This is a genomic window from Bradyrhizobium sp. USDA 3311 (assembly GCF_054062495.1).
This window is the reverse complement of the sequence record NZ_JBSSFI010000001.1, coordinates 6,563,389-6,576,650: the sequence shown is the minus strand read 5'-3', so window position 1 is coordinate 6,576,650 and position 13,262 is coordinate 6,563,389. Positions and strand designations below refer to the sequence as shown.

The window sequence follows — 13,262 nt, the reverse complement described above, 5'->3', positions numbered from 1 at the left end:
ATCTTTCGATGCGGAGTTTGCGGATATGAGGCGGGTTGTCGTCACGGGTCTCGGCATGGTCTCGCCACTCGGCTGTGGCGTCGAGCCGACCTGGAAACGCATCCTCAACGGCGAAAGCGGTGCGCGCAGGATCGAGAGCTTCGATGTCTCCGATCTTCAGACCAAGATCGCCTGCACGGTGGTGCGCGGCGACGGGTCGAACGACACCTTCAATCCCGACAAGTGGATGGAGCCGAAGGACCAACGCAAGGTCGACGACTTCATCATCTTCGGCATGGCCGCAGCCGGCCAGGCGCTCGACGATGCCAACTGGCATCCCGAAACCGAAGAGGACAAGTGTGCGACCGGCACCATGATCGGGTCCGGCATCGGCGGCCTTAACGGCATCGCGGAAACCGCCATCCTGCTGAAGGAGCGCGGACCGCGCCGGGTGTCGCCGTTCTTCATTCCAGGCCGCCTGATCAATCTCGCCTCCGGTTACGTCTCGATCGCGCACGGGCTGAAGGGGCCGAACCATTCGGTGGTCACGGCCTGCTCGACCGGCGCGCATGCGGTCGGCGATGCCGCCCGCCTGATCGCGCTGGGCGATGCCGACGTCATGGTCGCCGGCGGCGCTGAGTCGCCGATCAGCCGCATCGGCATTGCCGGCTTCAATGCTGCGCGCGCTCTCTCGACCGGTTTCAACGAGACACCCGAGAAGGCCTCACGTCCCTACGACAAGGATCGCGACGGCTTCGTGATGGGCGAGGGCGCCGGCGTCCTCGTCCTGGAAGAACTCGAGCACGCGAGGCGACGCGGCGCCAAGATCTATGCCGAGGTGATCGGCTATGGTCTGTCGGGCGACGCCTATCACATCACGTCGCCGTCGCCCGACGGCGATGGCGGCTTCCGCAGCATGCAGGCCGCGCTCAAGCGCGCCGGCCTCACGGCGTCCGATCTCGACTACATCAACGCGCACGGCACCTCGACGCCGCTCGGTGACGAGATCGAGCTCGGCGCGGTCGAGCGTCTGCTCGGCAATGCCGCCTCCAAGGTCGCGATGTCCTCGACCAAATCGTCGACCGGCCATCTGCTCGGCGCGGCCGGTGCGATCGAGGCGATCTTCGCCATTCTCGCGATTCGCGATAATGTCGTGCCGCCGACAATCAACCTCGACAATCCGTCGGTCGAAACTGCGATCGATCTCGTGCCGCGCACGGCGAAGAAGCGAGAGGTCAACGTCGCGTTGTCGAATTCTTTCGGTTTTGGCGGTACCAATGCGTCGGTGATCGTCCGCCGTTTGGCCAATTAGTTTGCGTTTGAAACGAATCCACCGTTTTGCCGTATTCGGCGATAGTCATGGTAGTGGGCGCGTGCATTTGGCAGGGCAAACGGTTGTCAGGCCGCGATTGAACCGGCAGGATTCAGGTTGCTTCGATGAGTGAAAGGCCGCCCATTTCGCCCCGGAGTCCGCGGGCAGCGCTCGAGCCCGAGCAGGTCCCGCCGCCGCCGAAGCGATCGGACCGCGCGCGCAATCCCTTCGTGATCGTCGGCAACGCCATCATCACGCTGCTCTTGATCTCCATGATCGGGGCGGGCGCCGTCTATTACTACGGCCGGCAGGTGCTCGAAGCGCCGGGTCCGCTCAAGGAAGACAAGATCGTCAACATCCCGCAGCGCGCCGGCAAGCGCGACATCGCCGAGACGCTGAACCGGGAAGGCGTGACCGACGTCAACCCGTGGGTGTTCATCGCAAGCGTAGCCGCGCTGAAGGCGAGCTCGGACCTCAAGCCCGGCGAGTATTCGTTCCAGAAGAACGCATCCCTGCGCGACGTCATCGCCACCATCGTCGAGGGCAAGGTGGTGCAGCATGCCGTCACGATTCCGGAAGGCCTGACCTCCGAGCAGATCGTGGCACGGCTCTCCGACAACGATATCTTCACCGGCAGCGTGCGCGAGCTGCCGCGCGAGGGCACGCTCTTGCCCGAGACCTACAAGTTCCCGCGCGGCACCACGCGCGAGCAGGTGATCCAGCGCATGCAGCAGGCACACAAGCGCGTGCTGACCGAGATATGGGAGCGTCGCAGCCAGGACATTCCGGTCAAGACTCCGGAGCAGCTGGTGACGCTGGCCTCGATCGTCGAGAAGGAGACCGGCAAGCCGGACGAGCGCAGCCGCGTCGCTGCCGTGTTCGTCAATCGCCTGAAGCAGAAGATCAAGCTCCAGTCCGATCCGACCATCATCTATGGCCTCGTCGGCGGCAAGGGCACGCTGGGCCGCCCGATCAAGCGCAGCGAGATCACGCAGCCCTCGCCCTACAACACCTATGTGATCGAAGGCCTGCCGCCGGGCCCGATCTCCAATCCCGGCCGCGCCTCGCTCGAAGCCGCCGCCAACCCGGCCCGCACCCGCGACCTCTATTTCGTCGCCGACGGCACCGGCGGGCATGCCTTCACCGAGACCTACGACGCGCACCAGAAAAACGTCGCCAAGCTGCGCGCGATGGAGAAGCAGATCCAGAACGACACGGTCGAGCCGGCCGAGGACGCGCAGCCGCCGGCGGCGGCAGCGCCCGGCGCTGCCGACACGCCGACCGCGACCACGCCGGCACGGCCGAACCAGCAGAAGAAGCCGCCGGCTGTTCCTCGCCCCGCTGGTCCCGCTCCTGCCCGGCAGGGCGCGGTGCAGCCCTCGCCGCCGGTGATCCAGCGCTAGGCCCGCGCAGACCTGCCTACGGGACTTTGCGGATTCCACTTTCCGGCAAAATAGTCTTAAGATTCGCGTGCCTTGATGGCCTCGCGAATCCTGTGTTTCTGGAGAATTTGACCTGATGGCGCTGTCGTCCATGACCGGCTTTGCCCGAAGCCACGGCGCTAGCGGGCCGTACACGTTCGAATGGGAATTGAAGTCGGTCAACGCCAAGGGCTTTGACCTCAGGGTGCGGCTGCCGCAGGGGTTCGACGAGCTCGAGGCCCACGCCAAGAAGCGCGCCGGCGAGCTTTTGTCGCGCGGCACCGTCTACGCCAATCTCAACGTCAAGCGCGCCAATGCCGCCGCCTCCGTCCGTGTCAACGAGGACGTGCTCAACGCCGTCCTGAAGGCCGCCTCGATGATCGCCGGAAAGGTCGATGCGGTGGCACCGAGCGTCGACGGCCTGCTCGCCATCAAGGGCGTCGTCGAGGTCGCCGAGCCCGAGGGCGACGAGGAGGAGGACAAGGCGGCGCGCGCCGCGGCAGCGGAGGCCTTCGACAAGGCGCTCGCCGATCTCGTCGAGATGCGCAAGCGCGAGGGGACCTCGCTCGGGCAGATCCTGACCCAGCGGGTGGACGAGGTCGAGCAACTGGCGAAGAAGGCCGAAGCCGCACCCGGCCGCAAGCCGGAGGCGATCAAGGCCAGGCTCGCCGAGCAGATCGCAACGCTGCTCGACACCTCCGACCGTTTCGATCCCGACCGCCTGATGCAGGAGGCGATCCTGATCGCGACCAGGGCCGACATCCGCGAGGAGCTCGACCGTATCGCCTCGCATATCGCGCAGGCGCGAGAGCTGATCGGCAAGGGCGGCCCGATCGGGCGCAAGCTCGACTTCCTGGCGCAGGAGTTTCACCGCGAGGTCAATACCTGCTGCTCGAAGTCGAACGACATCGAGCTGACCAATACGGGGCTCGCCATGAAAAACGTGGTCGAGCAATTTCGCGAGCAGGTCCAGAATCTGGAGTGATCGATGACGACGGGCGGTCACGGAACTGACGGTGTCGAGCGGCGTGGATTGATGTTCGTGCTGTCCTCGCCGTCGGGCGCAGGCAAAACGACGCTGTCGCGCTTGTTGATCGAGCGGATGCCGGGTCTGCGAATGTCGGTCTCGGCGACCACGCGGCCGATGCGGCCCGGCGAGGTCGACGGCCGCGACTATCTGTTCGTCGACAAGCCCCGCTTCGAGGCGATGGTGCGGGACGACGAACTGCTGGAATGGGCGACCGTGTTCGACAACCGCTACGGCACGCCGCGCGCGCCGGTCGAGGCGGCGCTGTCGGCCGGGCAGGACGTGCTGTTCGATATCGACTGGCAGGGCACGCAGCAGCTGCGCGAGAAGGCGCGTGCCGACGTCGTCAGCGTGTTCATCCTGCCGCCGTCAGCCGGCGATCTCGAGAAGCGGCTGCATTCGCGCGCGCAGGATTCCGACGAGGTGATCCGCAAGCGCATGAGCCGCGCCAGCCACGAGATGAGCCACTGGGCCGAGTACGACTACATCGTGATCAACCACGACGTCGACGAGGCCTTTGCCGAGGTGCAATCGATCCTGAAGGCCGAGCGCCTCAAGCGCGAGCGGCGGATTGGCCTCGTTGGTTTCGTGCGAGGTTTGCAAGGCCAGCTGCAGGGTTAGAGCCAGGGCCAGGCTGCCTCAGCCGCGGCCCTTCCTGCGCCAGCCGTTCCAGCATCGCGGTGATGATGTCGACGTCGACCGTATCCTCGTCGCGACCAGCCGGCTTTTCATCGCCGTCGGCCCGGTCCGCAGCTAACCGGGGTGAACTGGCCTCGATCTCGAATTCCCTGTCGAATGCCGCGATCTCGGGCTCGGCGGATTCCGCGACTTCGACGATGCCAGCCGGCTCGTGCGCTTCGATCACATCGATCTCGCGGTCGATCGCGGCGAGCTGTGCCGCCTGCGGGCGTGCGGCATCGAAGTCGATCGGGCGCGGCGGCTGCGCGCGCGGCGTGACGGCCGGCATCGCCTTGAGCCAGGGCGCGCGGCTCTCGTCCTGGTCCTGCGGCTCCCAATCGTCCCAATTCACGCGGCGGTGGTCGCTCGCCTTGACGCGGGAGCGCGCACCGGCGAAGCGGTAGATGACGCTGGCGAGGATGCCGGCGATCGCCAAAGCGCCGCCGATCACGAGCAGGAGCGTCTGGAGCGAGCCGGTCGGCTTGTCGACGGGAATTTCGGCCGCGGCGAGCGCCACCGGGGCGTTGGCCTTTGCCGGTGTCGCGCCCGGCTGCGTTGCGGGTGCGGGCGCAGCGGAACTCGCGGAAGCATCGGGCCAGCGCGCGGCGACGGCGGGCTGCTGCGCGTTGTTGTCGGCGATGGCGCCCGGCGGCTGTTGCATGACCTGTGGCGCGCTCGTTGCGGCCGGCGCAGGCGCGGTCATGTTCGGCGAGCTCGGCGCGGCACCAGTCTGCGGTGCAATGTATTCCGCGCGCGCATTCTGCACCGACGGCGGCGCTGCTGAATCTGCGTTTGGCGTGTCGGCCGTCGCTTGCGCGCTCTGCGTCGCCTTGCCGCCTTCGGCACGCAGGTACCAGCACTGCCGCTTGGTCGCGCGATCGAGGCGATAGTGCCAGTGCTGTCCCTGCGGCGCGGTGCTTTTCGGCGAGGTGAGGCAGTCGGCGGCCGCATTGGCCGTGCTCGATGTGCTCGGCGCGTTCTGCGACACCGCAGCGAGGGGGGCGCCGGCAATGATACTGCCAACAAGCGCTGATATGAATTTCGCGGTGCGGTTGCCCATCCTGGTCTCCCGGTTACGCATGACGCAACTCTTAACCTTCCCTTTCTCTTCAAAGAGTTGGGTGGCAATGAGCCGCAAATCCGGAGAGGATGTGGCTTGAATCGGGCCTGCGCGGCGATCGTTCCGCCGCGAAATCAGGCATTTTCGACCATTATTGTTTGGTCGAGGTCCATGTTCCCGAGCAGCCGTCGGAGCGGCGGAAGGTTCCGGAACCGCTGCGCCCCGAAAGGCGGCCGGCGCCCGTGAACGTCACGCCATTGCCCGCGCCGGAGGTATGAACCGCGCCGCTCGCGCTGACGCTGCCGCTGACGCCCTCGCCGATGACCCGGCCCGAGCTCACGACCACCGCGCCGGAGGTCGAACCGCCGCAGCCGACGCTGAGGACGACCCAGGCGCCGTCGAAACCGCCGCCACCACCGCCGCCGCTTCTCCGCGGCGCCGAGCGTTCCTCGGCCGCCGGCTTGCTCCGGCGCGCGGAGGGCGCGGGCTCGGCCGAGCGGCCTGAAGAAGGATCCTGGCGCGAGCCGGACAGCGATTTCTCGTCATTGCCGATCGAGCCACCGGCGCTGCCGGATTGCGCGAAGGCGGACGACGAGGCGAGGGCGAGGAGGGAGGCGAGAGCGAACGTGCGGGCGATGGAATTGGGCATGAGCAAATAATCCAAAATGAAAATCGTATCAGCGGCCGGAGCCGTCGGCGCAGACGGATCCGATAATGCGGCAAGCCTTGCCAGCCTTGCCGCATTCGTCAAGCGCGGCATCCCTGGCGCGCTGGACGCCCTCGCGCTGGACCAGCGACCAGGATTTGTCGGAGATCGCGAAGGCGCCGCAGCCCTTGCCATAGAAGGAAAGCTCGATCGGACATTTGGCGCCGGCGCAGTTGCCGCGCGCATCCGCGACCGCCGCGCGCCGCGAGGCGTGGTTCCACGACATGCCCCATTTACTGCCGTCGGGGCCGTAAACGATCGAGCCCCATGGCTTCAGATCGTCCATCTTGCGCATCCGCAGCAGCAGGCCTTCGGTCGCCTCTCCGGTCGGCGCCATGGATATCCGCTGCTGAAGCTTCGTGATGGAGCGAGTAAGGCCGTCGGGCGTGTCAGGATCGAAATTGAGCTCGTAGAGCCGTTCGCTGAGTTCGCTGAGCAATGCGGCATCGCGTAGGGGGACGCGGTCAGGATCGGCGCGCAGGCGATCCGCCGGCAGCGGATCGGGCTGCACCGCCGCGACCTGCGGCGGAGCCGTCTGCGTCGGCGGCACGAAATAGAAGGTGCCGTCGATCGGCGAGGACGAGACCCAGGGCTGCTGCGCGCCCGATGTGGAGCGCTTCACGGCGAGGCCGACCTGGTTGAAGGTCTGGAATACGTCGAGACCTGCGGTCCGGATCGTCGTCGCCAGCGCCTTGGTGTAGGGGCTATGGCCGTCGCTGCCGTCCTGGGCGACGTTGCCGGGTTGCGTCGCATAGGAGATCAGCGTGCCCTCGGGTGCGCGCATTTGCGCAAGGCCGCCGTCGGAGGAACGCAAGCCGCGCGAGCCGAACGGGTTGTTGCGGCAGGCGTCGAGGATGACGAGGTTGAGCCGCGTGCCGGAGCCCTGCATCTGGCGCAGCACGAGATTGACGTCGGTCATCTGGAAGTCGACGTCGGCCTCGCGCGTCGGATTGGCCCCGACCGGCACGAGATAGTTGGAGCCGGCGACCTGGACACCGTGGCCGGCATAGTAGAACAGCGCGACGTCGGCGCCTTGCACCTGCCGGCCGAAGCTCTGCACCGCGATGTCCATCGCGCCCTTGTCGAGATCGAGCTGGGCGCGGCCGCCGACTAGTGTGAAGCCGAGCGTGCTGAGCGTCTCCGCCATCAGGCTGGCGTCCTTGGACGGGTTGTCGAGCGGCGTGATGTTCTTGTAGGCGGAGTTGCCGACGACGAGCGCGATGCGCTTATCGGCGGATGCGGGCGTTGCCGCGGCGACGAGCAGCGCTGTGGCGAGTGCCGCCAGCCCCACAACGCGATTGAAAATCCTCGCGCGCATAAAAATTCCCCAAAGCAATGGCGCCAATCTACCAGCTAGGTGCGCGGGCGAAAAGCGGTGCGACATTCTGTGCGGCCACGGGCCCGTCCGCATCGTGCCGGGAAAGAGGCGCGGCTGTGCGTTCCCGCGGCAGGTCTTGCCCGAGCCTTGCTTCCGTTCGCCGCCCGATGGAGGCCAAAGGGCGCAGGGAAGGCCGGGCGCCGGCGGCACACGCACGTCCGTGCGCGATAGAAGTGCACACGGTTTGGACCACAGGTGATGCCGGTCGCCCGGCCTTCCCTGCGCGGATGGTTTTAACGGTGTCCTTCGTGCTCTCCCCGGGGAGCGATGCACTATTGCCCCCGTCGCCCTGCCGATCGCTGATACGCGCGCCCGGTCGGGCCGCCACATCACCGCAGGACTTGACGCACAGACCCCGGGCGTCAGGACCACACGACTTCTCCGTCCGCGGACGGCCACGCCTGGTCATGCGCGTCATTCCGGGGCGCCCTGGAAGGGCGAGCCTGGAATCCACGGCAGAACGCGTAGCCCGATGGATTCCGGGCCTGCCTGCTGCGCGCGCATCCCGGAATGACGGAGCGGGAGGTGGCTTCATGGCGAGAGCCGGCGAAGGCGCCAAATTGCGAAAGCCTATTTCCAGACTCGCGCCAACGTCAGCGCCAGAAGCCCCAGCACGGCGCTCATAAGTCCCACCAACGCGTAGGATTGCGCGAACACACCGGTCTGAACAAAGACCTGCGCCGCGATAGCGAAGCAAACAGCCGCGAGCAGCAGGCAAGCGCAGCCGACGATCATCGACAGACAGCGTATCGCGACTGCGACTGGCCTTGCGGGCGATGCGGGATCGTTCATGCGGAATGACAACACATGCAGCCGACGGCGGGTTCCTCCGTTGCTGCGCGCGAGCATCAATCGCGTGCGCAGCAATCGACGAGCGCGCGCCAGATGCGCTGGATTTCGACCGTCCTTTGAAGCTCCAGGACGTGGTTCTCGCTCGTTGGGGAGGATGGCGTCTCAGGGCGGGGTTCGCGCGGCACGATCCAGCGTTCGGATATCGGATCGTACCACTTGCCGAGACTGACCACGTTCGTCTCTCCTCGTTTTACCCCCCGGTGTATCGCTTATCCCTTGCGCCTGTTGCTTGTGTTCTGGGTGAGATTGCCGTGCGCCGCCTGCTCGCGAATATTCTGCTTCTCGTCGTCGCGGTGGCCTTTGGTGGTGTCGACCGGGACCGACGGCGCGCTGCCGGCGCCCTTGTGGCTCTGGTTTTCTTCAGGAACAGGTTGCACTGTCTTCGTCAGCGGCCTTGTCATCAGCTCTGACTCCGTCGTTGCCTTCACGAGAGACAAACGCGCCCGAGGCGCGCGACGTTCCAATGTCAGGCCGAAGTGATCGGCTGGCAATCGGCATGATGGTGTGGCGGAGCGGAAGCTTCCTGTCTTCATCGAAGGGGCGGGCATTGGGCTCGATGGCGGTGGCGCATTTGCCGGAACGGGGCCCGAGGCCATCGCCCGCCGCCCATCATCCGAAGCGGGCTTCCTGCGACGGCCGGCGCTTCGCCGCGTGGGCACGCCAGGTATCGATCGCTCTGTTCGCGAGCATCAACTGCCGGCGTTCACCGGTTCTGAGCTGGGCTTCGATGGCGTCGAGAAGGACATTCGCGGTCTCGTCCGGAGGGCCGAGCTCTCCGCTCTGCTCCAGGAAGCCCCAGGCGATGAAGAACGCGCTCTCGACGGTGCAGCGAATGGACATACTCTGCCAACGCGGCGTGGCCGCAGCCGTTCCGCGCGGCGGGCGAAACTTGCGTCCGGCCGCCGCGGGCGGTGTCAGTTCTTCAGCACGATGCGGCCGACGACCTTGCCGGCGCGCAATTCGTCGATCCATTTCTGGACGTCGCCCATCGGCTCCTCGCGCATCGGCGTCGGCTTGATCTTGCCGGCGCGGGCGAGTGCCATCAGCTCCTTGGCCTCCGCAAGCGTGCCGACCATGAAGCCTTCGATGGTCATGCGCTTGTAGACCCATTGCACCATGGGCAGCGTGAACTGGCCGCCCATCAGGCCGGAGACCACGATCTTGCCGCCGCGCGCGGCGATCGCGACCGCAAACGCCATCGACTTCTCGTTGCCGGCGAAATCGACGATCTCGTCAAAACCGCCTTCGGTCTCCTTGAGGATGCGCTTGATCACGTCGGGCTCGGCCGGATCGTAGGCGTTGGCTGCGCCGTTCTTCAGTGCGGTGTCGCGCGCGGCCGGCGAGAGATCGGCGACCGTGATCGGCTGCTTGAACATCGCCTGCGCGAACGACAGGCCCATCATGCCGACGCCGCCGAGGCCGATCAGCAGCAGGTTGCGCTGGCGCGGACGGTCGACCAGGCGCTTGAGCGCGCCGTAGGCGGTGACGCCGGAGCACATCAGCGTCGCGGCCTGGTTGACGGGCAGGGGATCGTAGTCGAGCAGATATTTCGCGTCGGGCACAAGCACGTGGGTGGCGAAACCGCCGTCGATGGAGACGCCGAGGAAGCGCTGCTTGACGCAGAGGTTCTCGTCGCCATTGGCGCAGTCGCGGCACTGGCCGCAGCCGATCCACGGAAACACCGCCTTCTTGCTGCCGACGAGGCCGCCCGGAACGTCGGGGCCGACTTCATCGACGACGCCGGCGATCTCGTGGCCGAGCGTGAAGGGCAGCGTCATGCCGCGCGTGGTGTCGAGCTTCTTGCCGCCGCCGAGATCGGCATAGCCGTCCTGGATGTGCAGATCCGAATGGCAGAGGCCGCAGCGCTCGATGCGCACCAGCACCTCGGCGCCTTTCGGCTTTGGCGTGTCGACGATGGTCTCGCACAAGGGCGCATCGAACTTGACCAGCGACTGCCGACGCATCAACGCCATTTTCTTTCCTCCGGAATTTCTGTCTTAGCCTTCGCTGCGTATATCCGCCAATTCACGCGCCATGGCAACAAAGCCGGATATCGGAATGGTCTCGGCGCGCCGCGTCGCATCGACGCCGGCGGCCTGCGCAAGCCGCGCCGGATCGACGCCGAGCGATTTCAGGCTTTGCCGCAGCATCTTGCGGCGCTGGCCGAACGCGGCCGCCGCGACCTGCTCGAGCATTTTTCGATCGCATGGCAGGGGCTCGGCGCGCGGCACCAGGCGCACGACGGAGGAGGTCACCTTGGGCGGCGGCACGAAGGCGGACGGCGCGATGTCGAACAGGATCTTCGTCTCGCAGCGCCAGTTGGCGAGCACGCCGAGGCGGCCATAGGCTTCCTCGTCCTCGCGCGCCACGATGCGCTCGCCGACCTCGCGCTGGAACATCAGGACCATCATGTCGTACCAGGGCGGCCATGGTTCGGTGGTGAGCCAGTTGATCAGAAGCTGGGTCGCGATGTTGTAGGGCAGGTTGGCGACGATCTTTGCGCTTTCGCCATTGAGCAACGGACGCGGGTCTAAGGTCATGGCATCGCCGTGGACGATCTCGAGCCGGCCGGGATAGCGCGCGGAAATATCTTGCAGGGCGGGGATCGCGCGCTCGTCATGCTCGATGGCGACGACGCGCCTGGCGCCGAGCGCAAGCAGGGCGCGGGTTAGTCCTCCCGGGCCCGGGCCGATCTCGACGATGGTGGAGTTGTCCAGTGGCGCCGCCGCGCGCGCGATGCGCGCGGTGAGGTTGAGATCGAGCAGGAAATTCTGGCCGAGCGATTTGCGGGCCGACAGCGCGTGCTGGCGAATGACCTCGCGCAGCGGCGGGAGGTCGTCGATCGCGCTCATCAGGTCTTGGCAGCCGCCATGCGGCTGGCGAGCTGAAGCGCTGCGATCAGGCTCGCCGGATTGGCTTTGCCGGTGCCGGCGATGTCGAAGGCGGTGCCGTGATCGGGCGAGGTACGGATGAAGGGCAGGCCGAGCGTGACGTTGACGGCGTCGTCGAAGGCGACCGTCTTGATCGGGATCAGCGCCTGGTCGTGATACATGCAGACCGCGCAGTCATAGAGGCTGCGCGCGGCCTCGTGGAACATGGTGTCGGCGGGCAGCGGCCCCCTGGCGTCGATGCCGTCGTTGCGCAATGTCTTGAGCGCAGGCGCGATGATGGTCTGCTCCTCGTGGCCGAGCGAGCCGTCCTCGCCGGCGTGCGGATTGAGTCCGGAGATCGCGATACGCGGCCGCGCGATGCCGAAGCGGGATTTCAGTTCGGTCGCGACGATGCGCACGGTCGAGACGATCAATTCGCTCGTGAGCTGGGACAGCGCATCGCGCAGGGAGACATGGATGGTCACGGGCACCACGGCGAGCCGCGGCGACCACAGCATCATCACCGGCTGCGGCACGCGGCCGTCCTCTGCGGCGAGCTCGGCGAGGAATTCGGTGTGGCCGGGATGGCGGAAGCCCGCGCGGTAGAGCACGCTCTTGGCGATCGGATTGGTGACGACGGCGCCGGCGCGGCCGGCCCGGACATCGGCCACCGCCTGACGGATCGAGGCGAGCGCAGCCGGCGCGCTCGAGGCGTCGGGCTGGCCGGGTTCGGCCGTGGCGCGCTCGCCGGTCGCAACCACCGGCAGGGCCTCGGTGAAGGCGGCCGCGGCTTCGTGTGCGCTCACGGAGGCGATCCGGATCTCGGCGCCGAGCGCCTTACCCAGGGTCTTGTCCAGTGTCTTGGCGCGCCGCGCGATCAGCGCCTCGTCGCCGAGCAGGTAGAAGGCGGGCAGGTTCAGCTCGCGGCGCCGGAGCCAGGCTGCGATCGTGATGTCGGGGCCGATGCCGGCAGGCTCTCCCAGGGTCAGGGCGAGGGGCTTTGCTGCGTGGTTGGCCATCAGCGGTTGCGATATTCGATCATCGCCGCCTTGCGGAGCTCGTCGAGATAGGCCTTCTGGGTCTTCTCGTACTTCTCCTGATACATCTTCTCGCGGACCTCGCGCTTCTTCGGCGTGTCGATCATGGTCGGCTTGCGCGAGCAGAGCACCACCATCTCGATGCCCGCCTTGGTCACCTCCGGCGCGGTCAGATGGCCGATCGGCGTGTCGTCGAGCACCTTGCGCAGCGCCTCGGGCAGCTCCGCGGTCGTCTTGGTGACGCTCTCGCGGATGGTGGCGTTCGGCGTCGAGCGGAACAGCGAATTGGCCTCCTCGCAGCTCGCAACGCGCGAGCGATATTGTTCGGCTTCCTTCATCCGCGTTTCCTGAAAGGCCGGAGACGAGCCGCGCGGCACGATCAGCACGATCGGCTGCATCTTGTATTCGGTGCCCTCGATCTGCAGCTTGTCGCCGGCCTGGGCCTGCACCGCCTGCGCGACGTCGCGCTCGCCGACCATCAGCTTCTCCTTGAAGCGGCCGCGCACGAGGCTGGTCCAGACCATCTCGGACTTCATGCGGGCCTTCAACGTCTCCGGGCGGACGCCCTTGACCTCGAGCGACTTGGTCAGCTGATCCGTCGTGATGCGCATGCGCTGCGCCATACCCTCGAAGGACTGGTTGATGTCGGAGACGCCGGGATCGACGCCGTACTTCTTGCCTTCCTTCAGCTTCACCCTGTCGTCGATCAGCTCGTTGATGACCTCCTGCCGGCTCGGGGTCTTCTGCGTCGTCAGCAGGTCGAGCTTGGAGCGCTGGTCGATGTCGAAATCGGTGATCGGATCGCCGTTGACCATGACGACGATGTTCTGCGCGCGCGACGGCGTGCCGGCCAGAAACAGGGCGGCGAGGACGAGGAGGAGGCGGAACAAAGGCAAGGCAGTCGTCATGGATCTCGCTCGCATGTCAGCCGCGGTGAACCTG

General features: G+C 66.6%; 15 protein-coding genes. 4 read left to right on the top strand and 11 right to left on the bottom strand.

What is annotated here, in order from left to right:
- The first annotated feature begins 25 nt into the window (after positions 1–25).
- The 4 genes from fabF (at position 26) to gmk (ending at position 4,360) form a co-directional block, all read left to right on the top strand.
- Positions 26–1,291, top strand: coding sequence for a beta-ketoacyl-ACP synthase II (gene fabF / locus ACVWW6_RS31745; RefSeq protein ID WP_304552980.1), 1,266 nt, complete (start codon positions 26–28; stop codon positions 1,289–1,291).
- A 125-nt stretch (positions 1,292–1,416) separates the two neighbouring features.
- Positions 1,417–2,694, top strand: coding sequence for an endolytic transglycosylase MltG (gene mltG / locus ACVWW6_RS31740; protein WP_456682021.1), 1,278 nt, complete (start codon positions 1,417–1,419; stop codon positions 2,692–2,694).
- A 115-nt stretch (positions 2,695–2,809) separates the two neighbouring features.
- Positions 2,810–3,697, top strand: coding sequence for a YicC/YloC family endoribonuclease (locus ACVWW6_RS31735; RefSeq protein WP_028171087.1), 888 nt, complete (start codon positions 2,810–2,812; stop codon positions 3,695–3,697).
- A 3-nt stretch (positions 3,698–3,700) separates the two neighbouring features.
- Positions 3,701–4,360 carry a guanylate kinase gene (gene gmk, locus ACVWW6_RS31730; protein WP_011086862.1) on the top strand — a complete coding sequence of 220 codons (660 nt, stop codon included), beginning with the start codon at positions 3,701–3,703 and terminating at the stop codon, positions 4,358–4,360.
- Here gmk and ACVWW6_RS31725 read toward each other — a convergent pair.
- The 11 genes from ACVWW6_RS31725 to ACVWW6_RS31675 form a co-directional block, all read right to left on the bottom strand.
- Positions 4,293–5,477 carry a hypothetical protein gene (locus tag ACVWW6_RS31725; protein WP_456682020.1) on the bottom strand — a complete coding sequence of 395 codons (1,185 nt, stop codon included), beginning with the start codon at positions 5,475–5,477 and terminating at the stop codon, positions 4,293–4,295. The genes gmk and ACVWW6_RS31725 overlap by 68 nt on opposite strands.
- A 151-nt stretch (positions 5,478–5,628) precedes the next feature.
- On the bottom strand, positions 5,629–6,126 hold the full coding sequence (locus ACVWW6_RS31720; protein ID WP_271612800.1) for a hypothetical protein: 498 nt from the start codon (positions 6,124–6,126) through the stop codon (positions 5,629–5,631).
- Positions 6,127–6,154: 28 nt separating this feature from the next.
- Positions 6,155–7,501, bottom strand: coding sequence for a caspase family protein (locus ACVWW6_RS31715; RefSeq protein ID WP_456682019.1), 1,347 nt, complete (start codon positions 7,499–7,501; stop codon positions 6,155–6,157).
- A 630-nt stretch (positions 7,502–8,131) separates the two neighbouring features.
- Positions 8,132–8,410 (bottom strand): hypothetical protein, encoded by a 279-nt coding sequence (locus ACVWW6_RS31710; protein ID WP_456682018.1) that lies wholly within the window; start codon positions 8,408–8,410, stop codon positions 8,132–8,134.
- Positions 8,410–8,586 carry a hypothetical protein gene (locus ACVWW6_RS31705; protein WP_202633022.1) on the bottom strand — a complete coding sequence of 59 codons (177 nt, stop codon included), beginning with the start codon at positions 8,584–8,586 and terminating at the stop codon, positions 8,410–8,412. The genes ACVWW6_RS31710 and ACVWW6_RS31705 overlap by 1 nt, the downstream gene beginning before the upstream one ends.
- Before the next feature lie 36 nt (positions 8,587–8,622).
- A complete protein-coding gene (locus ACVWW6_RS31700; protein ID WP_271612803.1) occupies positions 8,623–8,814 on the bottom strand; it encodes a hypothetical protein in 192 nt (63 codons plus the stop codon).
- 208 nt (positions 8,815–9,022) lie between these two features.
- Entirely contained in the window at positions 9,023–9,253 is a 231-nt protein-coding gene (locus ACVWW6_RS31695; protein WP_038968058.1) for a hypothetical protein, read from the bottom strand.
- A 74-nt stretch (positions 9,254–9,327) separates the two neighbouring features.
- A complete protein-coding gene (locus tag ACVWW6_RS31690) occupies positions 9,328–10,386 on the bottom strand; it encodes an alcohol dehydrogenase (protein ID WP_456682017.1) in 1,059 nt (352 codons plus the stop codon).
- Positions 10,387–10,410: 24 nt separating this feature from the next.
- On the bottom strand, positions 10,411–11,265 hold the full coding sequence (gene rsmA, locus ACVWW6_RS31685; RefSeq protein WP_304552983.1) for a 16S rRNA (adenine(1518)-N(6)/adenine(1519)-N(6))-dimethyltransferase RsmA: 855 nt from the start codon (positions 11,263–11,265) through the stop codon (positions 10,411–10,413).
- Complete coding sequence (gene pdxA / locus ACVWW6_RS31680; RefSeq protein ID WP_304552984.1) at positions 11,265–12,302, bottom strand: 4-hydroxythreonine-4-phosphate dehydrogenase PdxA; 1,038 nt, start codon at positions 12,300–12,302, stop codon at positions 11,265–11,267. Before pdxA ends, rsmA begins: the two co-directional genes overlap by 1 nt.
- On the bottom strand, positions 12,302–13,228 hold the full coding sequence (locus ACVWW6_RS31675; protein ID WP_028171094.1) for a peptidylprolyl isomerase: 927 nt from the start codon (positions 13,226–13,228) through the stop codon (positions 12,302–12,304). Before ACVWW6_RS31675 ends, pdxA begins: the two co-directional genes overlap by 1 nt.
- Between the last annotated feature and the right edge of the window lie 34 nt (positions 13,229–13,262).

Coding starts and splice junctions, on each gene's coding strand:
- fabF (WP_304552980.1), top strand. CDS start 26: ATGAGGCGGGTTGTCGTCACGGGTCTCGGCATGGTCTCGCCACTCGGC.
- mltG (WP_456682021.1), top strand. CDS start 1,417: ATGAGTGAAAGGCCGCCCATTTCGCCCCGGAGTCCGCGGGCAGCGCTC.
- ACVWW6_RS31735 (WP_028171087.1), top strand. CDS start 2,810: ATGGCGCTGTCGTCCATGACCGGCTTTGCCCGAAGCCACGGCGCTAGC.
- gmk (WP_011086862.1), top strand. CDS start 3,701: ATGACGACGGGCGGTCACGGAACTGACGGTGTCGAGCGGCGTGGATTG.
- ACVWW6_RS31725 (WP_456682020.1), bottom strand. CDS start 5,477: ATGGGCAACCGCACCGCGAAATTCATATCAGCGCTTGTTGGCAGTATC.
- ACVWW6_RS31720 (WP_271612800.1), bottom strand. CDS start 6,126: ATGCCCAATTCCATCGCCCGCACGTTCGCTCTCGCCTCCCTCCTCGCC.
- ACVWW6_RS31715 (WP_456682019.1), bottom strand. CDS start 7,501: ATGCGCGCGAGGATTTTCAATCGCGTTGTGGGGCTGGCGGCACTCGCC.
- ACVWW6_RS31710 (WP_456682018.1), bottom strand. CDS start 8,410: ATGCTCGCGCGCAGCAACGGAGGAACCCGCCGTCGGCTGCATGTGTTG.
- ACVWW6_RS31700 (WP_271612803.1), bottom strand. CDS start 8,814: ATGACAAGGCCGCTGACGAAGACAGTGCAACCTGTTCCTGAAGAAAAC.
- ACVWW6_RS31695 (WP_038968058.1), bottom strand. CDS start 9,253: ATGTCCATTCGCTGCACCGTCGAGAGCGCGTTCTTCATCGCCTGGGGC.
- ACVWW6_RS31690 (WP_456682017.1), bottom strand. CDS start 10,386: ATGGCGTTGATGCGTCGGCAGTCGCTGGTCAAGTTCGATGCGCCCTTG.
- rsmA (WP_304552983.1), bottom strand. CDS start 11,265: ATGAGCGCGATCGACGACCTCCCGCCGCTGCGCGAGGTCATTCGCCAG.
- pdxA (WP_304552984.1), bottom strand. CDS start 12,302: ATGGCCAACCACGCAGCAAAGCCCCTCGCCCTGACCCTGGGAGAGCCT.
- ACVWW6_RS31675 (WP_028171094.1), bottom strand. CDS start 13,228: ATGACGACTGCCTTGCCTTTGTTCCGCCTCCTCCTCGTCCTCGCCGCC.